The organism is Streptomyces yerevanensis, from assembly GCF_000716805.1.
In the GTDB taxonomy this organism is placed as follows: Bacteria; Actinomycetota; Actinomycetes; order Streptomycetales; family Streptomycetaceae; genus Streptomyces; species Streptomyces flaveus.
In genome coordinates, this window is the sequence record NZ_JNWJ01000017.1 from 1 (window position 1) to 24973 (window position 24973).

Genomic DNA, 24973 nt, shown 5'->3' on the forward strand with positions numbered 1-24973 from the left:
GATCACGGAGCGCATGTCCGTGGAGCGGTTGCGCATCCTGCGCGATCCGGCCGTGGCCATCGCCGAGGCGGTCGGCGCGATCACCGACGCCTTCCAGGCCCACGAGGCCCTGCTGCGCGTCTTCCTGTTGCTCGGCACCCGGCACGAAGCGGTACGGGCCGAGGGTTCGCGCGTCAGCGCCGAGGGCAACCGCCACTTCGCCGAGGCACTGCGTCACACACCCGTCGCGCATCCGGACCCCGAGGCCGCGCTGGACTTCGCCTTCCGCCTGACCTACGCCACGATCGCGCACCGCATCACCCAGGGCGAGTTCCTCGAGTCCGAGCGCCCACTGCCCTGGAACGAGCTGCGCAGCCACCTCCAGACGGCGGTCGTCTCCTACCTTCTCGGCGCCCCGGCAGGCCACTGAGCCCCAGGCCTGCCGCCGCACACAAGCACGTAGGGAGCTCTTTGCCGAGCGACGGGCAGCACATGAACTTGCCCTCAAGTTTTATGTGAGCACAAATTCACATGCAGGTGATCCCGGCCCGCATCCCCGCGCCCAGAGCCTGACTGCCTCCGAGGCGGATCCGGGACTGCCAGGCTGGTTCGTTCGACCAGCTCATGTCGGTGCCTCCTGTTGAACCTCAGCCGGCCTGGACGAGGTGCTCGGGGACCCAGGTTCCGTGGATGCCGCTGCGCAGGCGAAGGGGGAGATGGAGGGTGGCCACAGGACCGGCGGCCAGCTCGGCGGTGTCGAGGATGAGCAGGTCGTTCAGCATCGTGGTCCAGTTGTTGGCCAGGACCAGGAGATAGCCGTCGCCCTCGGGTGCGTCGTCGTCGCGGGGCACGAACACCGGCTCCTGGAAGGTGAAGTGTTCGGGCAGGACGTACTGCCCGGTGGCCTGCTGCTTGTCGAAGTCGTAGCGGAGGATCGAGTTGAGAAGCGCTATGCCGTTGTCGCCCTTGTGCTCGTCACCGAGGACACGGGCGCCGGCGAACCCGATGCGCTGCCGGCCCGTTTCCACCCGGTCGTCGACGAGCGGGAATTCGGTGAACTCGGGCTGGAGTACCTGCTCTTCGAAGCCGTTGCTTTCGTCGGCCGCGTAGTCGGCTGTCCAGCGGGTGATCCTGGGCACGCCCTTGGTGATGTCATAGGCGAGTGGGTCGGGGTACAGGAACGGGGCCGCCTGCGCCTGGGAGACACAGCCGTCGATGTGGATCGTGGTGCCTTCGTTGTGGGCGTTGAAGAAGTGGTAGGCCCACCGGGCCGGGCCGCGGTACCAGCGGATCTGGTCTGCGGTGCCGTGGCGGGGCATCACTCCTAGGCAGGTTTCCCTGGACGGGTCCCACTGCCAGTGCGGTCCGCCCGCCTTGAGCCGGTCGAGGTCGGTGGTGGTGGGCATGACCGGGAAGATCGCATAGTCCTGGGTGACCACGAAGTCGTGGATCATGCTGGTGTACGGGGCCTTGAACCACACCTCGTGCAGCACCTTGCCGTGAGCGTCCATGACGTAGTACGCGATGTCCCGGCTGGCCAGGCCCTTCGCCTCGTACCCGAAGGCGAACATCTCACCTGTCACGGGGTCGATGCGGGGATGGGCGGTGAAGGTCGGGCTGGTGACCGCACCGTCGAAGTCCCATTCCCCGTACGTCTCAAGGGAGTCGGTGTCGACCCGCGTGGCGCGGGCGTCCTCCTTCAGGACCAGGAGCTTCCCGGCGTGGAAGACGACGCTGGTGTTCGCCGCCCCCCGGCCCTTGCCCGCCACGGTGAAGTGGTCGGTGTAGGGGTTGCGGTAGGCGCCGTACAGCGAACGGCGGGCCGCGCGTTCCAGCTTCAGCTTCTCGGTCTGCACATAGCGGCTGCGGTAGTCGACGTGACCGTCGGCGAAGGTGAACATGCGCAGCATGCCGTCGCCGTTGAAGGGGATGTCGTCGCCAGTGCGGTTGGGGAAGGCCGGATCGGGAGCGATCTGGTAGTAGCGGCCGCGCAGGTCGCGGGGGATCTCCCCCTCGGCCTCGATCTCGAACACATCGGCCTCGACGCGCGAGGGGGTGTCCCAGCCCGAGTAGATCGGACGGTCGGGGAACCGCATGCCCGTGCGGCTCGGGGAGGGCGTAGACGGCGCTGTCATGGATGACCTCCGAGAGGTTGCTAGACTTCTAGCGACTTGGGTGCAGTAGAAGGCCCCCGAAACCGATATGTCAAGACAGTGGCGGGCAGGAAACGGATCGTGAGTCCCTTGTGGGGGTGCTGGTGACGAAGGCAGAGTGGTGTCCGTGACACAAGATCCGGCCGTGCGGCACCAAGGCGAACGGCTGGCCGCCGCCTCCGGCTTCGACCTGCCCGACGCCGACCCGCACCTGGCGTCCGCGTCGGTGGGCTTCAACCTGGTCCGGGTCGCCAAGAAGATCGAACGCGACATCGAAAGCAACTTCGCCCGCCCGGCCGGGCTGACCTTCGCCGGCTTCCGGCTGATGACCACGCTCAAGTACGACGGCCCGATGTCCCCGCGCAGACTCGCCGACCTGTTGAGCGTCTCCACCGCGAGCGTCACGTCGGCACTGCACACCCTGGAACGGGCCGGCCTCCTCACCCGAACGCCCCGGCCCGACGACGGACGCATGCTCGTCGTCGCCCTCACCGAGCAGGGCGAGACCGTCATCGACGAGTTTCTGCACTGGTGGAGCACGCATCGCGAGAAGAGCTGGCTGGAGCACCTGACTCCCGACGAGGAGCTCACCCTCGCGCGCCTGCTCGCCAAGGTCTCCCGGCATGAGCCCCAGCCGCTCGACGAACCACAGCGACGGCTGGTTCCGCCGCGCTGACGCCCCCAGCACGGGGGCGCCGGTCGGCGGGGAGGGCGGGCCGTGGGGCGGCGGGAACCGGACACGGCGCGTCAGCCACCGTACCGGTCCCCCGCTCCGCCGTCGCGGATCCGGCCTGGACCTCAGCCTTCGAGTGACTTGAGCGCCGCCGCGATGGAATCGGCGATCGGTGCGGTCGGACGGCCGATGAGGCGCGAGAGATCGCCGGTGAGGACGGCCAACTCGCCCTTCTCGATGGACACATCCACGCCTACGAGCATGGCGACGACAGGGCCGGGCACGCCCGCCTCGGTGAGGATGCCGGTGAGAGCGTCGGCGGGGACGGGGGTGTAGGCGATCTCCCTGCCGGTCTGCCTGCCGATCTCGGCCGCGAACTCGGCTAGGCTCCACGCCTCGTCGCCGCCCAGTTCGTACGTCTTGTTCTCGTGCCCCTCGCCGGTCAGTACAGCGACGGCAGCGGCGGCGTAGTCGGCGCGACTGGCGGAGGCGACCCGACCCTCCCCCGCGGCCCGCAGCACGGTACCGTGCGCCAGGATCTGGCCGAGCTGCTCCGTCTCGTTCTCGTGGTACCAGTAGTTGCCCAGCAGGACATAGGGCACGCCGGAGTCCAGGATGACCTGCTCGGTGGCGCGGTGGTCGTCGGCAAGAGAAGCCTTGAGGCTGGCGGCGGTGCCGGTGTAGGCGAGGAGCGCCACACCGGCCGCCTTGGCGGCGTCCACGACAACCTTGTGCTGTGCGAAGCGGCTCTTTTCCATCTCGCTGCTGGAGATCAGCAGCACCTTGTCGCCGGCCGAGAACAGGCCGTCGAAGGTCTCCGGAACGTTGTAGTCGGCGACCGCGATCCGCACGCCGCGCTCCGCCAGGTCAGCGGCCTTCTCCTTGGTGCGCACGACGGCCGTGACCTGGTCGGCCGGAACCTTCTCCAGCAGTTCATCGATGACGAGACGGCCGAGGTGTCCGGTGGCGCCGGTGACGACGATGCCCATGATTGGCACTCCTTCTTGGGTAGGTACGCGACCGACCCTAGAGGGAAGCACTAACTTTTCATCAGTACATACCTGAAAGTAAGGGACTCTCCGCGGGGTGACCCCACTTACCGCCTGCGCGCGTGTTCTCCACCTCCCCGAAGTTCAGCACGGTGGAGGAACCAGGGCGGAAGTTGAGCCAGCGTCAGCTTCCTTGTTTCAGAGGCGAGTTGCGATGGGTTCCTGCGGTCGGAAGGGCGGCTGCCAGGCGCTGTCGCTCCACGCGCCGGTTCCGCTGCTCGACCGGATCCGCGACCGGCGCGGCGAGCAACAGGCGCTGTGTGTAGGGGTGTTCGGGTTCGGAGGTGACACGGCCGGCCGGGCCGGTCTCGACGATGTCGCCTCGGTGGACCACGCTCACCCGGTGGCTCACATGCCGGATGACCGCGAGATCGTGGGAGATGAAGAGATACGCGACCCCGGTACGCCGCTGGATGTCGACGAAAAGGTCGAGTACACGTGCCTGTGTCGACAGGTCGAGTGCGGAGACCGGCTCGTCGCAGACGATCAGCTTCGGCCCCGGAGCCAGGGCCCGGGCGATCGCGACGCGTTGACGCTGGCCGCCGCTGAACTCGCGCGGCAGTCGTGCGAAGGTGTCCGCCGGCAGCCCCACCTGATCCAGCAGCTCGTGCACACGCGCCCGGGCGCCGCGTGCGGTCGCCCCCTGCACCACGAGGGGTTCACTGAGGATGTCGCCGATGGTGAGGGACGGGTTGAGTGAGCTGTACGGGTCCTGGAAGACGACCTGGATGTAGCGTGCGAGGGCGCGGCGCTCTTTGGCCGTGCAGTGGGTGATGTCCTGGCCGAGAAAGCCGATGCGTCCGCCGCTGGGCTTCACCAGGCCGAGCACCGCCCGGCCGATGGTCGTCTTGCCGGACCCGGACTCGCCGACGATGCCGAGCGTCTCGCCCTGGTCCACCGCCAGGGACACCCCGTGCAGCACCTCATGCGGGCGGGCGCGGAAGCCGCGTCCCGGATAGGCGACGCACAGGTCGCTCACGTCGAGCAGGGCCGTTGTCATCGCGCCTCCTTCTCGAACGCGTCCGTCTCGAGCCCGTCCGCGGTCGGACCGTCGGTGCGCGGCGCGTGCTCGTCGAGGATGGAATCCAGCAGCATCCGGGTGTAGGCGTGCTGTGGAGTGGTGAAGAGGTCGAGCACGTCGCCCGTCTCGACGATCCGGCCCTGCTGCATGACGGCGACGCGGTCGCAGATGTCCGCGACCACGCCGAAGTTGTGGGTCACAAGAAGCACCGCCATGTTCAGTTCCTTCTGCAGGTCGCGCAGCAGATCGAGGATCTCCGCCTGCACGGTGACGTCGAGAGCGGTCGTGGGCTCGTCGGCGATGAGCAGCAGCGGGCGGCTCGCGACCGCGCCGGCGATGAGTACGCGCTGTGCCATGCCGCCGGAGATCTGGTGCGGGTAGGAGGCGTAGGTGCGCTTCGGGTCGGAGATGCCGACCCGGTCGAGGAGGGCGAGGACGCGCTCGCGGGCGTCGCGCCGCGACATCGGCGAGGCCGCGCGGACGCCCTCGACGAGCTGGGCTCCCACCGTGAAGTTGGGGTCGAGGTTGGACATGGGCTCCTGCGGTACGTACGCGATGGACGTCCCGCGTACGCCGCTCAGGTCGCCCTCGCTCAGGCCGAGGAGTTCGCGTCCGTCGAGCCGGATCGAGCCACGCGTGACGACCGCGTCCGACGGCAGCACTCCGAGCACGGCGAAGGCGGTCTGGGTCTTGCCGGAGCCCGATTCGCCGACGAGTCCCAGAGTCTGCCCCGCCTCCAGGCTCAGGGTGACGCCGCTGACGACCTCCTTCAGCTCGCCCGACGGTGTCGGGTAGGCGATGGCGAGGTCCTCGACGGTGAGCAGCCCCGGGGCCGAACCCGAGGTCTTTGCCGACGGCGTGGCCGGCCTGCGCTCGGGGGCGGCGATCCGGGACGGTTTGGGCCGGCCGCCCTCCAGGGCGTCCCGCAGCGAGTTGCCGAGCAGCACCAGCGAGGCGGTGATGATGCCGAGCATCAGGCTCGGCCAGAGGAACTGCAGGGGTTCCTCGTAGAGGTTGGCGAAGCCCTCGGAGATCATCGCGCCGAAGCTGGGGACCGAACTTGATCCGACGCCGAGGAAGGCTAGGCCCGACTGGACGGCGATGGAGGAACCGGCGAGGAACGCGGTGGCGATGATGACCGGTCCCCGGACGACGGAGAGCACGTGCCGTCGCAGGATGCGCCGGTCGGGCAGGCCCGAGACGCGGGCGGCGTCCACGTACAGCTCGTTCTTCACCCCGAGCACGAGGTTGCGTACGAGGCGGTAGATCCCGGGCGAGAGCAGTATGCCGAAGATCAGCATCGTCGCGCGGTAGTCGCCGTCCGTCACCGGCAGCAGCACGATGAGCAGCAGCAGGCCCGGGAAGGTCATGACGAGGCTGAAGACCCACTCGGTGACGCCCCGGACGTGGCGGCCGAAGTAGCCGCCGACGAGCCCGAAGGTGACACCGATGGCCAGGGCGATGCTCGTGCCGATGAGGGCGGAGACCACGCTGGTGTTGATGGAGGCCAGCAGCCGCGCGAAGATGTCGCGGCCGCTCTCGTCGCCTCCCAGCAGGTAACCGTGGGTTCCGGCACCGGCGTTGACCGCGTCGAGTGAGGCGTCGTTGGGACCGTGGTCGGTGAACAGCGGCGAGAGCAGGCCGAGGAGGACCGCGACCAGGAGGAGACCCGCACTGATGACCGCCTGAGAGTCCGTCAGGAGCTTGCGCAGCGGCGACCTGCGGCGGCCGGGCTCGGCGGCGCGGCGTTCGGTGGCGTGGTGGCCGGTGGCGTGGGGTTCGGTGGTCAACTCAGGATCCTCGCCTTCGGGTTGAGCCAGCCGTTGACCAGGTCGACGACGAGGTTGACGCCCACCACGAGCAGCACTCCGAACAGGCTGATGCCCATGATGATCGGAATGTCGCCCTGCAAGGAGGCGTTGAAGGCGTACTGGCCGAAGCCCGGCAGCGCGAAGACCTGCTCGATGATGAGCGCTCCGCCGAGCATCTGGATGAACTCCAGCGACAGCACGGTGAGCGCCGGTCCGGCCGCGCCCCGCAGGGCGTGGCGCAGCACGATCGACCGGGTCGGTATCCCCCGCGTGCGCAGGGTGCGTACGTAGTCCCTGCGCAGTTCGCCGATCATGGCGCCGCGGATCTGGGCGGTGAGGCTCGCGACGCCGCTCATCATCAGGGCGACCACCGGGATGGTGATCGTGGTGACCCAGCGGACCGGATCCTCCGACAGCGGTGTGTAGCCGGTGGCCGGGAGCCAGTGCAGCTCGATGGCCAGGACATAGACGAGGGCGATCGCGATCAGCAGGTTCGGCACCAGGTAGCCGGTCATCGACACGCCCTGGGCGATCCGGTCGACGGCGCCGCCGCGGGTGGCCGCCAGGACGCCGAGCACCACACTGATCACCACGGTCACGAGCAGGGCGGCCAGCACGATCGACAGCGTGACGCCGAGGCGGGCCGCGATGGCCGACCGGACGGGCTCGCTGGTGAAGTAGGAGAGGCCGAGGTCGCCGCGTACCGCGTGGGACAGCCAGTCCAGGTACTGGGTGAACAGCGGGCGGTCGAGGCCCAGTTGGGCTTTCTGGGCCTCGACCAGGTCGGGTGTCGCGCCACTGCCGACGATGCTGCTGGCGACGTCGTCGAAGGAGGTGCTGAGCAGGGCGAACGTGATCATGGTCACCAGGACGGCGAGCACCAGACCCGCGACAAGGCGACGCAACACGTAGAGGATCATCATGCGGCTCTCTTACGAAGCCTGGTCGGCGACGCCGAACTGCCGGACGGTGGCGAGTGTCGAGGAACCGTCACCGAGGTAGGTGATGCCCTTCTTGGTCGCCCAGTCGCTGCCGATGTAGAACACGGGGCCGTACCACGCGTTCTCGACTCCGAACTTGTTGATCTCCTTGTAGATGTCCGCGGCCTTCGCCGGGTCCAGCTCCCGGTTCGCCCGGTCCAGAAGCTTGGAGAGCTTGGGATCCGTGGAGTTGAACACGTTGCGGTAGCCGGTGGGGCTGTAGAAGCCGCGCGCCTCGACGGGGGTGGTGTTCAGCCCGTCGACGATCAGGAACATCGGGTACTTCTTGGAGGCGATGGCGGAGACGCTCTGCTGGGGCGGCACCGACTGCCACTTCACCTTGATCCCGATGTCGGCGAGCGCCTGCGTGAACGTCGGCTCGAACGGCTTGGTGAACACGAGGCTCGGCATGGTCACGGAGAAGCCATTCGCGTAACCGGCCTCCGCCAGCAGCTTCTTGGCGGCTGAGGGGTCGTAGGAGTACGTCTGGTCCAGCGCGGGATCGTGGCCCGGCCCCTGGGGGTTGAAGATCTGCTCGGTCGGCGCGCCCGAGCCCCGTAGCAGCTGCTTGACCATCTTGGCGCGGTCGAAGGCCATGTTGATCGCCTTGCGGACCCGCACGTCACCGAGCGGCTCGAGCACGGACCCCTCGCGGTCGCCCAGCACCAGGGACGCCACGGCGGTCGCCTGGACGTGCTTGGTCTCGAAACCCGCCGACTTGAAGGAGTTGACCTGTGCGACGTCGACGGTGCCGGCGTTGGTCTCGCCGGCCTTCAGTGCGTTGGCGCCCGCGGTCTGGTCGGAGATCACTCGGATCTTGACGGTCCGGAAGGGGTAGGCCTTCTTGTTCCAGTAGTCGTCACGCCGCTTGAGCACGTACACCGACCCGTTCACCGTCGCGCCCTTGTCGAGGGTGTAGGGGCCGGAGCCGACCGGGTTCAGCGCGGCGCTCTTGGACGTCATCGTCTTCGGGTCGCCTATGACGCCCGCGGCCGTGGAGAGCGAGGTCAGCAGCGAACCGTCCGGCTGCTTCAGCTTGATCACCACGGTGCGGGAATCGGGTGCCTCGACCGAGGCCACGGAGGCGAGTACCCCCTGGTTCGGCCCGGGCGTCGTCCTGATCCGCTCCAGCGTCGCCTGTGCGGCTGCCGCGTCGACCGCCGCGCCGGAGCTGAACTTCATGCCGGTGCGCAGTTTCAGCGTCAGGGTCCGCGCATCGGCGGAGTACTGCCAGCTCTGAGCCGCGCCGGGCTGGAGGCGGCCCGCGTTGTCCTGGATCAGCAGCGTGTCGTAGACCGAGTCCCAGACGTACGTCTGCTGGCCTTCGAGGAGTTGGGTGGGATCGAACGAGTTGGGCGTGCCGAAGATCGAGAGCGCCAGCGTGTCCCCCGAGGACGAGGACGCTCCTGTCGACTCGCTGCTGCACGCCGACGATGCGAGCAGCACCGCGGTGACACCCACGGCGGCCAGGGCCTGTGTCGGAAGTGGCGTCGTCCGCCCGAAGGGCGGGCCGGGCGGCGGCGATGGGGGTCCCCCCGCGCGAGCTCGGGTTCGAGCGTGGGGGAGCGTGCTCTCGGCGTGCCGGGTGCAAGGCCCCGTCGATGGACCGGACGTACTTGGGCTTTCGCCCGGTGCGGCGAGAGTGCCTGCCAGGCGTCGCCCGGCAGGCGCCACTTCCGACACAGGCCCTGGGGCTCGAGCGTGCGATCGCGGGTGTGGGTGTCGTATGCGCATGGGATGGACTCCTTCGTCCGGGAACCAGCGTCTGACGAGGCCTGCGCCATGGCCCGACGGCCAGGGGTGGAGCTGAAGTGCTCTGCGTCGTACGGGTGTTGGGGTTATGCGTCTACCGGTCCGACGATCTGCCGGAGTCGTCGTCCATGGCGCGTCCGCCTGCTCTGGCGGCTCTGGAGGAGCGAGCACACCAACCCATACCATGTGGTTAGTTTTCGCTCGGACGGTAAGCCCGTACAGCAAGCGCGGGAAGAGTGCGATCAGCCTTCGTAATCAGAGCGTTACCTTTCGACCGGCCGTCACCGGGGTGCGACGAACACGCAAATCCCAACCAGTGGTAAGTTTTGAGGGCTCAGCTGCCGCGCAGGACCATCCCGGACCGGCTTCGTCGAGGAGAGTGAACGCACCGTGGGTCAGGCAAAAGCGCGTGGGCCGTACGCCAAGACACCGGCCCGCAAAGCGGAGATCGTACGGGCGGCACGCGACAGTTTCGCCGAGAACGGTTACACCAAAGCCTCCCTGCGCGACATCGCGGAACGAGCCGGCATCACCCACGCCGGCCTCCTGCATCACTTCCGCAACAAGGACGAGCTCCTCGCCGAGGTACTCGCCGAACGTGACACGGAGGAATGGCAGCAGGGCCTGAAAGAGGTGGACAGCCCCGATCAGCTCGCCCCCTACCTCGGCGAGCTCATCCGCCACCACCAGAAGGCGCCAGAGCTGATGCGCCTGTGGATCGAGCTCGCCGCCGCGGCCTCACGGCCGGATCATCCCGCCCACACCTACTTCGTCGAGCGCTACGAACGCGGGCGCGCGCAGTTCGTCGAGGGATTCCACGACAAGGCGGACCGCAGCAGACTGCGCGAAGGCGTCAGCCCCGAGAACGCCGCAGTCCTCTTCCACGCCGTGCTCAACGGGCTCCAACTGCAGTGGGTACTCGACCAGGGCCTCGACATCGTCGGGCCCGTCACCGACTTCGTACGGCTGCTCTTCGACGACGACCACGACGAGGCAGACACAGACGCAGATGCAGACGTAGACGCAGACGGGTGAGCGGACAGTCGCCCAACTCGGCGCCATACGCGGCGAACGGACCTATCCCAACCAGTTCGGTGTGCAGTACCTTTCGGTCTGACCTTTAGCAGGTTCACCGAAGACGCAACAGCGTCGCGGAGGTGCTCGCACCGTGGACTTCCAGCTCACCGAGGACCAGGAAACGATCCGCAAGACCGTCGCAGGGCTCCTGCGCGACTTCGACGACCAGTACTGGATGCGCAAGGACCGGGACCACGCGTTCCCGGAGGAGTTCTACGCCGCCGTCGCAGGCGGCGGCTGGCTGGGGCTGACCATTCCCGAGGAGTACGGAGGCCACGGGCTCGGGATCACCGAGGCCACTCTCCTGCTCGAAGAGGTCGCTCGCTCGGGCGGCGGGATGAACGCCGCGAGCGCGATCCACCTGAACATCTTCGGCATGCACCCCGTCGTGGTGCACGGTTCCGAGGACCTCAAGCGGCGGACACTGCCGCGCGTGGCCACGGGTGATCTACAGGTGTGCTTCGGCGTCACCGAGCCGGGCGCGGGTCTCGACACGACACGGATCACCACGTTCGCGCGCCGCGAAGGCGACCACTACGTCATCGACGGACGCAAGGTATGGATCTCCAAGGCCGTCGAGTCGGAGAAGATCCTGCTGCTGACGCGCACCACACGGGTCGGCGAGGTGGCGCGGAGGACCGACGGCATGACGCTGTTCCTCACCGACCTGGACCGCGCGCATGTCGACATCCGGCCCATCGCGAAGATGGGGCGCAATGCCGTCACCTCCAACGAGGTGTTCATCGACGCTCTGCGCGTTCCCGTCGCCGACCGGGTCGGCGAGGAGGGCGAAGGGTTCCGGTATCTGCTCGACGGACTCAACCCGGAGCGGATGCTGATCGCCGCCGAGGCCTTGGGGCTTGGCCGGGTCGCCCTGGAGCGTGCGGTGAAGTACGGCAATGAGCGGGAGGTGTTCGGGCGTCCGATCGGGATGAACCAGGGCCTGCAGTTCCCGCTCGCCGACTCGCTGGCCAGGCTCGACGCCGCCGAACTGGTGCTGCGCAAGGCGACGTGGCTCTATGACAACGGCCGGCCGTGCGGGCGTGAGGCGAACACGGCCAAGTACCTGTGCGCGGATGCCGGGTTCGACGCCGCCGACCGTGCACTGCAGACGCACGGCGGGATGGGATACGCCGAGGAGTACGCCGTCGCGCGGTACTTCCGGGAAGCACGACTGCTCAAGATCGCACCGATCAGCCAGGAGATGGTCCTGAACTACCTGGGCTCACACACGCTGGGACTGCCGAGGAGTTACTGATGACGACGACGTACGACAGCACGTGCCTGTTCGATCTGACGGGGCGCTCCGCGCTGGTCACCGGGGCGGCCCAGGGTATCGGCGCCGCCGTGGCCGGAGCCTTGGCCCGCGCGGGCGCCTCCGTTCTGGTCACCGATGTCGACGGTGACGCGGCGGTCGCCGCGGCCGAGAAGATCGCCGCGACGGGGGCGAGCGCTCTGGGCATGGCTCTCGACGTACGCGACCGGGAAGCGGCTGACGCCGCCGTGGCACGCGCGGCGCACAGGACCGGCGGCACGCTGCACATCCTGGTCAACAACGCGGGTGTGACGGCACCCGCGATGTTCGACAAGCTCCCCGAGGACGACTTCACACGCCTGCTCGACATCCATGTGATGGGGACGTACCGCTGCGCGCAGGCGGCGCTGCCGTTCCTCCCTGAGGACGGTACGGGGCGCATCGTGAACGTCACCTCCTCCGCGGGCATCACCGGCACCCTCGGCCAGGTCAACTACTCCGCCGCCAAGGCCGGGATCATCGGCATCACCAAGTCCCTGGCCCGCGAACTGGCGCGTCGTCAGATCCTGGTGAACGCGGTGGCTCCGCTGGCCGCGACACCGATGACGGAAACGATCCGTACGAACGAGAGGTTCGCGCCGCAGATGCTGGCACGCATCCCCCTCGGCCGCTGGGCGACGCCGGAGGAGGTCGCCGGCGTCTTCGTCTTCCTCGCGTCCGACGCCGCGTCCTTCGTCACCGGGCAAGTACTCCCGGTGGACGGGGGTCTGGTGATGTGACCTGGGCGAGGGCACGTTGTTCAGAGGACGCGTTGTTCAATGGTCTGGCCGTCACCCATGTCGTACGCAGGGAAAGGCATGTCACGTGGCCTCCAAGGACAGCGCAGGGACCTCCACCGGGCTCGCAGGGCCCTCCACCGGGCCGCGCTTCACCGCGCTCACCGTGCCGAAAGCGGCCGACGTACTGGCGGCGGACGTGCGCGAGCGCATCCTGTCCGGTGAGCTTCCCGAGGGCTCGGCCCTGCCCCCGGAACGGCAGTTGGTGGAGCAGACCGGGCTGAGCCGGGCCACCGTGCGCGAGGCGCTGCGCATCCTGGAAGTGGAGAAGTTGCTGCGGATCCGGCCCGGTCGAGGCGGCGGCGCGTTCGTGCACCGCCCCGACCGCGAGTCGCTGGCCAGTACCGTCCAGTTGGTGATCCGGGGGCAACAGATCCGGCTCGACGCGCTGCACGAGACGCGGGAGGCGGTGGAGCCCGCGTGCGCCGCGCTCGCCGCCTCCCGTCGCACCGAGCTGGATCTGGCCGAACTGGACTCGACGCACTCGGAGTTGGTCGACGCGGGAGCCGCCGGGGATGTCCCGCGGTTTCTGCGGGCCAACGTCCGGTGGCACACCATCGTGGCGCGGGCCTCCGGGAACGAACTGCTGATCGGCTTCATGAGCGCCCTGTCCCGTTCGATCTACTCGGCCACGGACATCGAGGACTTCCTGGACGACGACATCCGTCGGGTTACGGCCCGCGCCCACGCGCGGGTCTCACAGGCCATCCGCGAGCGCGACGCAGCCGGGGCCAGGCGTCGTATGGAGAGGCATGTGTGCGCCTTCGCCCGGGCGGCGTCCCGCATCGACCGCCGGGAGCGGCTCGAGCTCGACGACACCGACATGGCAGGCGAATAGAATCTCGTCTTACGCATTAGAGAATGGCGTTTTCATTAAACGGTAAGAGCATTGACACCTCTTCGGCCTGACCTTTAGCGTGAGCGGCGCGGGTCGCAGCCGCTCTGCGGCCATCGCGTGCCTTCCTACGAGGAGGTTCCATGGGTGGCGAGGAAAGCCCCGTCCTGACCGTCTCCGCCGACGGAGACGTACGCATCGTCACGCTCTGTCGGCCGGACCAACTCAACGGTGTCTCCGCGGAGTTGCACCGACGCCTCGCCGAGGTCTGGGACGAGATCGCGGCGGACGACCAAGCGAGGGCCGTCGTGCTCACGGGTGCGGGGCGCGCGTTCAGTGCGGGCGGGGACTTCGGGCACTTGCTGCGCCACCACAGCGATCCGGCTCTGCGTGAGCGTTCGATCCGGCTCGACCGGGCCATCCAGACCGCGATGATCCGCTTTCCGTTGCCGGTCGTCGCGGCGGTCAACGGGCCCGCCGTGGGGCTGGGTTGTTCGCTCGCTCTGGGCTGCGACCTCGTCCTGATGGCCGACGACGCGTATCTCTGCGACCCCCACGTCTCCGTCGGGCTCGTGGCCGGGGACGGCGGGGTCACGCTGTGGCCGCTGCTCACCAGCCTGTTGCGCGCCAAGGAGTACCTCTTCACCGGGGACCGTATTCCTCCCGCGCTGGCGGTGGAACTCGGGCTCGCCAACCGTGTAGTCGCCACCGCCGAGCTGCGGGACCAGGCGCTCGCCCTGGCACACCGGCTGGCGGCCCAGCCCGCACAGGCGCTGCGCGCCACCAAGGCGGCCCTGGCGGTGGTCATGGAGCAGGTGTCGCGCGGCGGCATGGAGGCGGCACTGATGGCGGAGGAGTCCACCATGACCAGCCCCGACTACCTGCGCATCGTCACCTCGCTCGCGAACGGCGGGGCACGACGCCGCGATTCCCGCAGTCAGGAGGTGTGAGGCATGGAGGCGGAGGAGTTCCGGCTGGTCCGGGAGGCCTTGCGCGCCTTCGCCGCCGACCATCGATGCGACGCTGCGGAGGTCGGGCAGACGGAGCGGACCACTGCCCAGAAGGCGCTCGACGGGCTCGGCCTCGGTGAACTCCGGCGGTCCACCCCACCGTTGGCCTCCGCTCAGGAGTGCGCGCTGCTCGCCGAGGAGTACGGACGGCAGCCGCTGGCCACCTCGTTCCTGGGGACCGTGCTCCTGGCCCCGGAGGTGCTGCGGCTGCTGGCGGCCACCGGGCGCCATGCACCGTACGAGAGCCGGCCCACCGTGGCCCTCACACGTGACCTGCGCTTCACCGGCCGGGACAGCGAGGCGGATCACGTGGCCTGGGATGCCGAGGGGGCCGAGAGCGCGCTGTGGATCGGCGGCGACGGCACCGTGCGGGCACTCGACCTCGGCGGGCCTGCTCCCACCACGGATCTGCTGCGCGTCGTCCGCGAGGCACATCCGGGGACCCCCGACTCCGTACTCGGGCGGCTCGACCCCGAGCAGCTGCACGCCTGGCAGGCCTGGGCGTTGGTGATGGTGAGCAGTGAACTCGTGGGCGCCGCCGCGTCGTTCGTCGAGCAGAGCACGGCTTACGCCCGCGACCGCAGCCAGTACGGACGACCCATCGGCTCCTTCCAGGCGGTGCAGCATCTGCTCGCCGACGCCACCGTGGCCGTGGAGGCCTGCGCGAGCGCCACGCGCTACGCGGCCTGGTGTCTCGACCACGCCGGCCCCGACACCGCCCTGGCCGCCGCCCGGGTGGCCAAGGCCGAGGTCGACGTGTCCGCCGTGGAGGCCGTGTACGCGGGGATGCAGGTGTTCGGCGGCATCGCCCAGACGTGGGAACACATGGCGCACCTCTACCTGCGCAGGGTCCGGGTCGGCGCCACCGTGCTGACGGGTACCCCGGACCTGCTCACCGCCCTCGCGCTGCCGCCGTCCGGGCCTCATGTGGTGGAGGCATCGTGACCGACCATGACGTCCCGTTGGATTTCGGTGATCCCGCCGACCTGGACATGCTGCGCCGCGAGCTGCGGGCCTGGCTCACGGAGCACCCGCTCCCGCGCCGGCGGAACGGCGAACCCATGGCCGAGTTCCTGCACCGGTGGCACCGGCAGCTCCACTCGGGCGGCTGGGTCGGTCTCGATGTCCCCGAGCGCTACGGCGGCCGCGGCCTCACCGCGCTCCACCAGGTGGCGGTCAGTGACGAACTCGGCGCATGCCGCGCGCCCGGCGTGCCCAGGATCGGCTATCTCGCCCACGCGCTGCTGGAGTTCTGCTCGGAGGACCAGCGAGCCAGGCTGCTGCCCCGCATGCTGTCCGGCGACGACGTGTGGTGCCAGGGCTTCAGCGAGCCCGGCGCGGGATCGGACCTGGCGGGCATGAGCACGTATGCGCGGCGGAGCGAGGACGGCGGGCACTACCTCGTCAACGGCCAGAAGCTGTGGACGAGTTATGCCCAGTACTCCGACTACTGTCTCCTCCTCGCCCGCACCGACCGTGCCGCGCCCGCGCACTCCTCGATCACGGCGTTCGCCCTGCCGCTGAACCGAGCCGGCGTGACCGTGCGGCCGCTCCGCGCGGCCAATGGGGACGACGAGTTCTGCGAGCTGTTCCTCGACGACGTCCGAGTGGCCGTGGACGAGCGCGTCGGTGCGGAGGGCGATGGCTGGCCGCTGGCCATGACCACCGTCAACTACGAGCGCAACGCCCTCGACACCGGCCATCTGTCCAAGTACGGACTGCTGTTGGAGCGGCTGCGCCGACAACTGCGCGAGCACCGTGGCGCGTTGCCGGACGGGCTGGTGTCAGCCGTCGGGCGGTGTGTCGTCGACTACCAGGTGCTCGTCGCGCACGCACGCCGCCGCACGGCCGAACGCCTCGCCGGGCGGCCAGCGGGCCCCGAGTCGTCGGTCGACAAGCTGCTGATGACGCGTGCCGAGCAGCGGCTGTACGAGACGGCGCTCGCGGTCCTGCCGGAGGAACTCCACCGGGACGGCGGGGCGGTGTACGGCGAATACCTCTACTCCCGGGCCGCGTCGGTGTACGGCGGCTCGTCACAGATCCAGCGCAACATCATCGCCAAGCGTCTCCTGCACCTGCCGTCGGCGTCCTGAGCCGCCGCCTCCCCGCACGCCCGTCGACGAGATGAGAGCACCGCCCGAACGGAGCCCGTCATTGCGATACGACCAGGAATACCTCAGCATCCCGAACTCCATACGGCGCGCGGCCGAGCGCTTCGATGACGCACCGGCCGTCGTCGACGGCAAAGTCCGCTGGAGCTTCGGCGAATTGGAGCGGCAGATGACGCGGGCCGTCCGAGCCGCGCTCGCGCTCGGCATCGGGCCCGGCGACAGGGTGGGAATCTGCGCCCCCAACTCGGCGGAGTGGATCGTCGCCACCCTCGGTGTGCAGGGGGCGGGCGGCATCGTCGTCCCCCTCAACACGCGTTTCAAGGCCGCCGAACTCACGTACATCCTGCGGAAGTCAGGCGCGAAGGCCCTGCTCGCATCGCCGTTCCTCGGTACGGACTACGTCGCTGAACTACGCAAGCACGATCCGGAGTTGCCCGCCCTTCGCACGAGCGTCTCGATCCTCGGACCTCGTGGCGACGCCGATCTGGCGTGGCCGGACTTCCTGGCCCACGGCGCGGCCGTCACCGAAGGCGCGGCGCACGCCTCGATCGACAGGGTGACGCCGCAGGACGTGTCCGACGTGATGTTCACCTCCGGGACCACGGGCCATCCGAAGGGCGTGATCCTCACGCATGGGCAGTCGTTGCGCGCGTACGGCTGGATGGCGCGGGAGTACACCTTCCGCCCGTCGGACACCTTCCTCGTCATCCCGCCGTTCTTCCACTGCTTCGGCTACAAGGCGGGCTGGCTGGCCTCCTTCCTGCATGGGGTGACCGTCATTCCCATGCCGGTCTTCGACGCGGACCGGGCCCTGGAGATCATCGACCGGGAGAAGGTCAGCATCCTGCTCGGACCGCCCACCATCTTCCAGGACCTGATCGATCTGCCGAGCCGCTCCCGCTATGACACGTCGTCGCTGCGTGTGTCCATGACCGGTGGGACCACGATCCCGGAGCAGCTCATCCATGCCATGAAGGACGAGTTGTCGTTCGACATCGTGATGAGCGCGTACGGACTGACCGAGTCGACGGCCCTGGCGACCACCACCCGGCTCGGCGACGGGCCCGAGACCGTGGCCCGCACCACCGGCCGCCCGGTTCCCGACGTGGAGGTTCGCATCGTCGACGACCAGGAACGCGTCCTGCCTCCCGGGGAGGCGGGCGAGATCCAGGTGCGTGGCTACAACGTCACCCGCGGCTACTGGGAAGAACCAGAGGCCACAGCCGCCGCGATCAGTAGGGACGGCTGGCTGCGCACCGGCGATGTAGGAGTGCTCGACGCCGACGGCAACCTGTCGATCGTCGACCGCAAGAAGGACATGTACATCGTCGGAGGGTTCAATGCCTACCCGGCGGAGATCGAACGACTGCTCCTCGGCTGTCCGTCGGTCGCCGAGGCCGCAGTGATCGGCGTGCCCGACGAACGGCTCGGCGAGGTCGGCTGCGCCTACGTGGTCCCGCGTCCGGATCAACAGCCCTCCGAGGCGAGCATCGTCGCCTGGTCTCGCGCGAACATGGCCAACTTCAAGGTGCCGCGCCACGTCCGCTTCGTGGACGAGCTGCCGCGCAACGCGAGCCGCAAGGTACTCAAGGACGAGCTGCGGGCGTGGTTCGGGGAGGGCGTGTGACGGCCGAAGGACCCGTGGCCACAGGGCCCTTGGCCGATGTCACCGTGGTCGCGGTGGAGCAGGCCGTCTCGGCCCCGTTGTGCACGCGTGCGCTCGGCGATCTCGGCGCCCGGATCATCAAGGTGGAGGGGCCGGACGGCGGTGACTTCACCCGGTACTACGACGACGTGGTGCACGGACTTGCCGCCCACTTCGTGTGGGTGAACCGGGGCAAGGAGTCGGTCGTCCTCGATCTGAAGTCCCCGCAGGGGATGAACGTCCTCCACCGACTGCTCGACCGGGCCGACGTGTTCGTATCGAACCTCGCGCCCGGGTCCGCCGCCAAAATCGGCATCACCGCCGACGACCTGGCGGCACGTCACCCCGACCTCATCACCATGGAGATCGACGGTTACGGACCCGGCGGCCCGCTCTCCCACAAACGCGCCTACGACCTGCTCGTCCAGGCCGAGGCGGGCGCATGCGCGATCACGGGCCTGCCAGGCGCACCGGCCAAGCCCGGGCCGCCGATGGCGGACGTGTGCACCGGCCTGTACGCGGCATTGACGATCACGGCGCTCCTCGCCGAGCGGGGGCGGACAGGCCGGGGGGACTCCCCCGGCCTGACCTCGGCTTCGGCTTCGGCCTCGGCCTCAGCCTCAGTGAGCATGTTCGACACGGTGACGGAGCTGATGGGCTACGCGCTCACGTACACACAGCACACCGGCATCGACCAGCAGCCCGTCGGCATGGGTTCGCCTGCCGTGGCGCCGTACGGGGCCTACCTCACAGCCGACGGTCACACGGTGGTGCTCGGTACCACGAACGACCGCGAGTGGCAGCGCTACGCCCGTGACCTCCTCGGCCGGCCGGACCTGGCGGACGACGACCGACTGTCCACCACGGCCGGCCGGGTCGCCGAACGGGAGTGGCTGGACGGAGAGATCGCGCGGTGGTGTGCGGAGCGGACGCTCGGCGTCATCCAGGCGGCCGCCGACGCGGCCGGCATCGGTAACGCGAAGCTGAACAAGCCCAGCGAGGTCCTGGCCCATCCCCAGCTGGCCGCGCGCGACCGCTGGCGCGAGATCGGCACGCCTGGCGGGCCCAGTCCGGCGCTCCTGCCGCCTCCCGTGCTGCGAGGACGTGTCGCGCCGATGGGAGATGTGCCTGCCGTGGGTGAGCACACCGAAGCGGTGTTGCGCGAACTGGGCTTCACCGAGGACGCGTTGACCTCTCTCGATACGTCAGAAGGTGTGAGAGCCACGACGGCCGCCGCCTCGGACGTTTCCGCGCCACCGGCCGGAGTCGAGCACCGATGAGCAACAACGAGGTTCTCCTGACCCACGACGACGGACAAGGCGTACGCACCCTCGTCCTCAATCGGCCGCACCGCAGGAACGCGCTCGACGACAGGCTGTGGCGGGCCCTGCGGGACGCGCTCGCCAAGGCTGGCGAGGACCGTGGCGTACGCGCCCTCGTCATCACGGGTGCGGGCGGCGCGTTCTGCTCCGGGGCCGACATCTCCGGTGGCCCGCGTGCGGAACACCCGACGTATCGCATGCGCACCCTCAGCGAGGTGGCCCTGCTCCTGCACGAACTCCCCGTGCCTACCGTCGCCAAGGTCACCGGTGTGGCGGTCGGCGCGGGCTGGAATCTCGCGCTGGGCTGCGATCTGGTGGTGGCCACGCCGACGGCCACGTTCTCGCAGATCTTCGCGCGGCGCGGACTCTCGCTCGACCTGGGCGGCTCCTGGCTACTGCCCAGGCTCGTAGGCCTGCAGCAGGCCAAGCGTCTCGCTCTGCTCGCCGAGACCCTCGACGCCGAACAGGCCCGGGCGTTGCATCTGGTGACCTGGGTGGTGCCCGACCCGGAGATCGACGCCTTCACGGACGACCTGTGCGCCCGCCTCGTCAGCGGCCCGCCCGTGGCCCTGGCCCAGAGCAAGGCACTGCTCAACGAAGGAGCGGATCGCACACTGCGGGACGCACTCGCCAACGAGGCCCGCGCTCAGGCCGTCAACTTCGCCACGAGCGACGCGGCGGAGGCGTACGCGGCCTTCGCGCAAAGGCGCGACGCCCACTTCACCGGCACCTGGGCGGTGCCGGTGAACACCCTGTCCGGCCCCGCCACCGAGGAGACAGCGAACATTGAATCCTCCCCCGGCTGAAGCAGGGGGATTCCTGGCTCACGCTGCCTGCGGGTCAGCGACCTGACAGGTCTTCCACGATCAACACCAGCCGGGTTGAAACCAGCCCGGGTTCGTACGGCAAAGCTTGGAGGTGCATGTGCTGTCTTGGTTCTCGATCAGCACGGCGTACGCGCTTGGTTCTCGCAACGCACAACAGTCAGTTTCCCCGACCGTGTGGGCGGTCTGTGACCCTGAGGGTGAAACCCCGTTCCCTGCCCTGCTCCGCAGGAGTCCGATTCATCTCCGGCCTGAAGACCGGGGCATCCTGTGAGGAATCAGGTGATGCGTGAAGCCGTAATCGTGGAAGCCGTCCGCACACCCGTCGGCAAACGGAACGGCGCCCTGGCCGGGGTGCACGCCGGTGACCTGTCGGCCCATGCCCTCAACGCCCTTGTCGCACGCACCGGCATCGATCCGGCCGCCGTTGAAGACGTGGTGTGGGGCTGCGTGTCGCAGGTCGGCGACCAGTCAGGAAACATCGGGCGGTACGCGCTTCTTGCCGCCGGGTGGCCGGAGTCCGTTCCGGCGACGACGGTGAACCGGGCGTGCGGTTCGAGCCAGCAGGCCCTCGACTTCGCCGCTCAGGCCGTGCTGTCGGGCCAGTACGAGATGGTGGTGGCGGGCGGAGTGGAAACGATGAGCCGGGTGCCGCTCGGCGCGGCGAAGACGGGCGGTGCTCCGTACGCGCCCAGTGTCCTGGCCCGTTACGACAACTTCTCGTTCAATCAAGGAGTCTCCGCCGAGAAGATCGCGCAGAAGTGGGGGTTCTCGCGGGCCCGACTCGACGCATTCGCTTCTCTGTCGCACGAGTTGGCGGCAGCGGCTCAGGACTCGGGGGCGTTCGACGCTCAGCTCGCCCCCCTGGGCGCGGACGGATCGAAGACGCCCGCGCTGCGGACCGACGAGGGTGTGCGGCGGGGCACCAGCCCACAGACGCTCGCGGCCCTGAAGCCCGTCTTCCAGGAGGACGGCGTCATCCATGCCGGTAACGCCTCCCAGATCTCCGACGGCGCGGCGGCCCTGCTGGTCACCACCCCGCAGAAGGCACGTGAGCTCGGGCTGACCCCGCTGGTCCGCTACCGTGCCGGCGCGGTCGCCGGAGCCGACCCGGTGCTGATGCTGACCGGCCCGATCCCCGCGACGGAGAAGGTGCTGCGCAAGGCCGGACTCACGCTCGACGACATCGGGGTCTACGAGGTCAACGAGGCTTTCGCGTCCGTGCCGTTGGCGTGGCTCGCGGAGACCGGCGCCGATCCGGCCCGGATGAATCCGCTCGGCGGCGCGATCGCACTCGGCCATCCGCTGGGCGCCTCCGGAGCGATCCTGATGACCCGGATGATCCACCACATGCGGGCCCGCGAGATCCGTTACGGCCTGCAGACCATGTGCGAGGGCGGCGGCACGGCCAACGCCACCGTCGTCGAACTCGTCGACTGAACCAGGGGAATCAGAGTGCGCCGCGACCTCTTCACCGCCGACCACGAGTCCTTCCGCCACCTCGTACGCGACTTCGTCTCGCGTGAGGTCGTCCCGCACTACGAGGAGTGGGAGCGGGCCGGGCGGCTGCCCCGAGGCGTCTTCGAGCAGCTCGGGGAGCTGGGTGTCATGGGCCTCGCGCTCCCGGAGGAGTACGGGGGCGCGGGCGTCGACGACTACCGGTACAACGTGATCCTGCAGGAGGAGGCCGCCCGCGCTCTGGTCACCCTCGGCACGGTCCGCACCCAACTCGACGTCATCCTGCCGTACTTCTTGACGTACGCGAACAAGGAGCAGCGCGCACGCTGGTTCCCCGGCCTCGCCGCCGGCAAGCTCCTGACCGCCATCGCCATGACCGAGCCCGGCACGGGGTCCGACCTGGCCGGTATCCGGACGACGGCTGTGCGGAACGGCGACCACTACGTCCTGAACGGCGCCAAGACGTTCATCACCGGCGGGCTCCTGGCCGACCTGGTGATCGTCGTGGCCCGTACCGCGTCCGATCCGGACAACCGCAGGGCGGGCCTGACGTTGCTTGTCGTCGAGGACGGCATGCCCGGTTTCAGCCGGGGCCGCGAGCTGGACAAGATCGGCATCAGGGTCCAGGACACCGTCGAGCTCGCCTTCGACGACGTGCGGGTGCCGGTGGCCAACCGGCTCGGCGAGGAGGGCGAGGCGTTCTCCTACCTCGGCCGCAATCTCCCGCAGGAGCGGATGACCGTCGCCGTCGGATCGGTCGCGCAGACCCGGGCGGCACTCGAGACGACCCTCGCGTACGTCAGGGACCGCAAGGTGTTCGGCAGCTCGGTGGCGTCGTTCCAGAACACCAAGTTCGAACTGGCCGCGGTCGCGACGGAGATCGAGGCCGCGCAGGCGATGCTCGACCGCGCGGTCCAGGCTCAGGTCGAGGGGAGGCTCTCGGGCGCGGACGCGGCGAAGGTGAAGCTGTTCTGCACCGAGATGCAGGGTCGCTGCGTGGACCGGTGCCTTCAACTCTTCGGCGGTTACGGCTACATACGGGAGTACCCGATCGCCCGGTTGTACGCCGACGCGCGCATCACCCGGATCTACGCGGGGACCAGCGAGGTCATGAAGGTCATCGTCGCCAAGTCACTTGGCCTGTGAGGGAGTTGCCGTTGTCCGGGAGAGACTTCGCCGACCGGAAGGGCGCCGCGCTGGTCGCGGGCGGAACCGGAGGCATCGGCGCGGCGATCGTACGCACCCTGGCCCGGCGCGGCAGCACCGTGGCCTTCACGTTCCGGTCCAACGAGTCCGCGGCCCAAGACCTCACGGCCGAATTGACGACGGAAGGCGCTCGCATCCGTCCTCTGCGCGCCGACCTGGCGGTCGAGGAGGACGCCTCCGCCGCCGTCCGGGACACCGTCTCCGAGTTCGGCGGGCTGCACACGCTGGTGTACGCGGCCGGTCCGCACGTACCCATGGTGCATCTGAGTCAGGTGGCACCGGGCCGCTACCGGGAACAGCTGCACACCGACGCCCTGGCTTTCTACAACCTCGTGCATCCGGCGCTCACCATGCTGCGGGAGTGCGGTGGGAACACCGTCGCGGTGACGACGGCCGCCACCCGCCGTTACCCGGTGCGCGACGGCCTGTCCGCAGGCACGAAGGGTGCGGTGGAGGCCGTCGTACGAGCGCTGGCCGCCGAGGAGGGGCGGTACGGCGTGCGGTTCAACTGTGTGGGGCCCGGGATGCTCACGGACGGGATCGCGGCCCGTCTGGTCGACAGCGGGGAACTGGACGCGGACGCGCTCGCCGTCACCCGTCGCAACATCCCGCTCCGTCGGTTCGGCTGCGCGCAGGACATCGCCGAGGCCGTTGCCTTCCTGGCGTCCGACCGGGCCGGTTTCATCACCGGCCAGCACCTCGCGGTCGACGGGGGCTACAGCGTCTGACCGGCCACGAGTGTGGCGCGTACGGCATCGGCGGTGAGGTTGTCGAGCGCGGCGCTCAGCGGCAGGTGGAGCAGGCACAGGTCGGCCGGTGCGCCGGGCGCCACGGTCCGCCGCGGGCCGCCCGGTGCCAGGGGCGTGCCCAGGAAGAGGCCGAGGGCGGCGCGGGGCGGCAGCGCTTCGGGGCCGGCCCGCCCGACGGCCGTCCGCATCACCGCCCACGGATCCGCGGTTCCGTACGGTGCGTCGGTACCGGCGGCGACGGGGATCCCGGCGGCGATGAGCGTTCCGCAGCGGTAGAGGTGGGGCTGGTCGTCGGGGTGCACATCGGCTTCGTACGCGAGGGCGCGCTCGACCGGGAAGTGCGGCTGCGTGACCACGGTGACGCCGAGGCGCCGCAGCCACGCCAGGGATTCGACGGGGATCACGGCGCCGTGCTCGATGCGGTCGCCGGGCACGCTTCCTGCCTCGTCGAGTGCGAGCAGGGTCACGAGGAGCTGGACGCGGGTGACGCAGTGGACGGCCACGGGACGCGGCCGGGTCCGCGCGATGCGCTGCGCCAACTCGTCGGGAAGGGGCAACGTGAGATCGTCCAGACGGATCTTCACGGGCGCCTGTCGGTCCAGGCTCATCACGGTGATCCGTTGCGGCAGGTCCCGGAGCAGCAGTGCGCGCAGGTCGTCGGCCGGGTGCGGGTCCGCGTTGGTGAAGCCGGTGACACCGCGAGCAGCTGCCCTACGGCCAACTCCCGTCAGGTCCAATGGCGTTGGAGGTACCAAGGCGCGCAGGCACTCGTCCGACCGCCAGAACCGCCCGTCCCCCGCGTCGTCCATGCCCGCGGCCCGGAGTGCGGCCCCGTTCCACACCCACGACTCACCACTGCGGTCCTGCACCCGCACCGGCCGATCGGCCACCAACCGGTCGAGCGTCGCACGATCCAGCTCACCGGCGACACTCTCGTGGTACCCGACCGCCCGGACCCACTCCCCCGGCGGCCCGGCCCGCAGGGCTTCGGCGAGTTGGTCGAGTCCCGTCACGTCCTTCGGACCGACGCGCACCGAAGCCGGTTCGGCGGCCAGGGAAGCGAGGTGGACGTGGTGATCGTGCAGCCCCGGCAGCAGGGCGCCGCCCCGTCCGTGGATTCCGACGCGACCACCGAGGTGTCTGCCGAGCTCGACGATGCGCCCGTCCCTCACCCGTACATCGACCCGGCCACAGCCCTCGACTTCGACGTCTCTGATCAGCACGGGA

At 69.3% G+C, this 24973-nt stretch carries 21 protein-coding genes and 1 pseudogene; 15 read left to right on the forward strand and 7 right to left on the reverse strand.

The genetic code is table 11. From position 1 onward, the window contains the following. Positions 1 to 409, forward strand: a pseudogene (locus tag OP79_RS19360) (TetR/AcrR family transcriptional regulator); the annotation flags it as partial. Positions 410 to 626: 217 nt separating this feature from the next. Here OP79_RS19360 and OP79_RS19365 read toward each other — a convergent pair. Continuing rightward, positions 627 to 2114, reverse strand: a complete 1488-nt coding sequence (locus OP79_RS19365; RefSeq protein WP_051744745.1) for a carotenoid oxygenase family protein — start codon at positions 2112 to 2114, stop codon at positions 627 to 629. A 145-nt stretch (positions 2115 to 2259) separates the two neighbouring features. Between OP79_RS19365 and OP79_RS19370 the strand changes: the two genes are divergently transcribed. Next, positions 2260 to 2808 carry a MarR family winged helix-turn-helix transcriptional regulator gene (locus OP79_RS19370; protein ID WP_245685377.1) on the forward strand — a complete coding sequence of 183 codons (549 nt, stop codon included), beginning with the start codon at positions 2260 to 2262 and terminating at the stop codon, positions 2806 to 2808. A gap of 122 nt (positions 2809 to 2930) precedes the next feature. Here the strand turns inward: OP79_RS19370 and OP79_RS19375 are convergent, their stop codons facing one another. The 5 genes from OP79_RS19375 to OP79_RS19395 all read right to left on the reverse strand — a co-directional run bounded on the left by OP79_RS19375 (position 2931) and on the right by OP79_RS19395 (position 9127). Continuing rightward, on the reverse strand, positions 2931 to 3794 hold the full coding sequence (locus OP79_RS19375; RefSeq protein ID WP_033321521.1) for an NAD(P)H-binding protein: 864 nt from the start codon (positions 3792 to 3794) through the stop codon (positions 2931 to 2933). A 184-nt stretch (positions 3795 to 3978) separates the two neighbouring features. Beyond that, positions 3979 to 4854, reverse strand: a complete 876-nt coding sequence (locus OP79_RS19380) for an ATP-binding cassette domain-containing protein (RefSeq protein ID WP_051744746.1) — start codon at positions 4852 to 4854, stop codon at positions 3979 to 3981. Beyond that, entirely contained in the window at positions 4851 to 6665 is a 1815-nt protein-coding gene (locus OP79_RS19385; protein ID WP_169786207.1) for an ATP-binding cassette domain-containing protein, read from the reverse strand. Before OP79_RS19385 ends, OP79_RS19380 begins: the two co-directional genes overlap by 4 nt. After that, positions 6662 to 7609, reverse strand: a complete 948-nt coding sequence (locus tag OP79_RS19390; protein WP_245685378.1) for an ABC transporter permease — start codon at positions 7607 to 7609, stop codon at positions 6662 to 6664. Before OP79_RS19390 ends, OP79_RS19385 begins: the two co-directional genes overlap by 4 nt. A gap of 9 nt (positions 7610 to 7618) precedes the next feature. After that, entirely contained in the window at positions 7619 to 9127 is a 1509-nt protein-coding gene (locus tag OP79_RS19395; protein WP_245685379.1) for an ABC transporter substrate-binding protein, read from the reverse strand. A gap of 681 nt (positions 9128 to 9808) precedes the next feature. On the opposite strand from OP79_RS19395, the gene OP79_RS19400 reads away from it, so the two are divergent. From OP79_RS19400 to OP79_RS19460, 13 genes are all read left to right on the forward strand, one after another. Next, positions 9809 to 10453, forward strand: coding sequence for a TetR/AcrR family transcriptional regulator (locus tag OP79_RS19400; RefSeq protein WP_033321522.1), 645 nt, complete (start codon positions 9809 to 9811; stop codon positions 10451 to 10453). A gap of 133 nt (positions 10454 to 10586) precedes the next feature. After that, a complete protein-coding gene (locus OP79_RS19405) occupies positions 10587 to 11753 on the forward strand; it encodes an acyl-CoA dehydrogenase family protein (RefSeq protein ID WP_033321523.1) in 1167 nt (388 codons plus the stop codon). Further along, positions 11753 to 12529, forward strand: coding sequence for an SDR family NAD(P)-dependent oxidoreductase (locus OP79_RS19410; protein WP_033321524.1), 777 nt, complete (start codon positions 11753 to 11755; stop codon positions 12527 to 12529). Before OP79_RS19405 ends, OP79_RS19410 begins: the two co-directional genes overlap by 1 nt. 85 nt (positions 12530 to 12614) lie before the next feature. After that, complete coding sequence (locus OP79_RS19415; RefSeq protein ID WP_051744747.1) at positions 12615 to 13424, forward strand: FadR/GntR family transcriptional regulator; 810 nt, start codon at positions 12615 to 12617, stop codon at positions 13422 to 13424. 140 nt (positions 13425 to 13564) lie between these two features. After that, positions 13565 to 14371 (forward strand): enoyl-CoA hydratase/isomerase family protein, encoded by an 807-nt coding sequence (locus OP79_RS19420; RefSeq protein ID WP_033321525.1) that lies wholly within the window; start codon positions 13565 to 13567, stop codon positions 14369 to 14371. A gap of 3 nt (positions 14372 to 14374) precedes the next feature. After that, the gene (locus OP79_RS19425) at positions 14375 to 15376 is read left to right on the forward strand and encodes an acyl-CoA dehydrogenase family protein (RefSeq protein ID WP_033321526.1); all 1002 of its coding nucleotides are present in this window, start codon (positions 14375 to 14377) and stop codon (positions 15374 to 15376) included. Then, positions 15373 to 16524, forward strand: coding sequence for an acyl-CoA dehydrogenase family protein (locus OP79_RS19430; protein WP_245685380.1), 1152 nt, complete (start codon positions 15373 to 15375; stop codon positions 16522 to 16524). The genes OP79_RS19425 and OP79_RS19430 overlap by 4 nt, the downstream gene beginning before the upstream one ends. A gap of 61 nt (positions 16525 to 16585) precedes the next feature. Further along, entirely contained in the window at positions 16586 to 18169 is a 1584-nt protein-coding gene (locus tag OP79_RS19435) for a FadD3 family acyl-CoA ligase (RefSeq protein WP_033321527.1), read from the forward strand. Continuing rightward, a complete protein-coding gene (locus OP79_RS19440; protein WP_051744748.1) occupies positions 18166 to 19467 on the forward strand; it encodes a CaiB/BaiF CoA transferase family protein in 1302 nt (433 codons plus the stop codon). Before OP79_RS19435 ends, OP79_RS19440 begins: the two co-directional genes overlap by 4 nt. Beyond that, a complete protein-coding gene (locus OP79_RS19445) occupies positions 19464 to 20315 on the forward strand; it encodes an enoyl-CoA hydratase/isomerase family protein (RefSeq protein ID WP_033321528.1) in 852 nt (283 codons plus the stop codon). The genes OP79_RS19440 and OP79_RS19445 overlap by 4 nt, the downstream gene beginning before the upstream one ends. A gap of 303 nt (positions 20316 to 20618) precedes the next feature. Continuing rightward, positions 20619 to 21773, forward strand: a complete 1155-nt coding sequence (locus OP79_RS19450) for a thiolase family protein (protein WP_033321529.1) — start codon at positions 20619 to 20621, stop codon at positions 21771 to 21773. Between the two features lie 15 nt (positions 21774 to 21788). Then, positions 21789 to 22937, forward strand: a complete 1149-nt coding sequence (locus OP79_RS19455) for an acyl-CoA dehydrogenase family protein (RefSeq protein WP_033321530.1) — start codon at positions 21789 to 21791, stop codon at positions 22935 to 22937. Positions 22938 to 22948: 11 nt separating this feature from the next. Then, positions 22949 to 23725, forward strand: coding sequence for an SDR family NAD(P)-dependent oxidoreductase (locus OP79_RS19460; RefSeq protein ID WP_051744749.1), 777 nt, complete (start codon positions 22949 to 22951; stop codon positions 23723 to 23725). Here OP79_RS19460 and OP79_RS19465 read toward each other — a convergent pair. After that, the gene (locus tag OP79_RS19465; protein WP_033321531.1) at positions 23713 to 24969 is read right to left on the reverse strand and encodes an amidohydrolase family protein; all 1257 of its coding nucleotides are present in this window, start codon (positions 24967 to 24969) and stop codon (positions 23713 to 23715) included. The genes OP79_RS19460 and OP79_RS19465 overlap by 13 nt on opposite strands. Positions 24970 to 24973 lie beyond the last annotated feature (4 nt).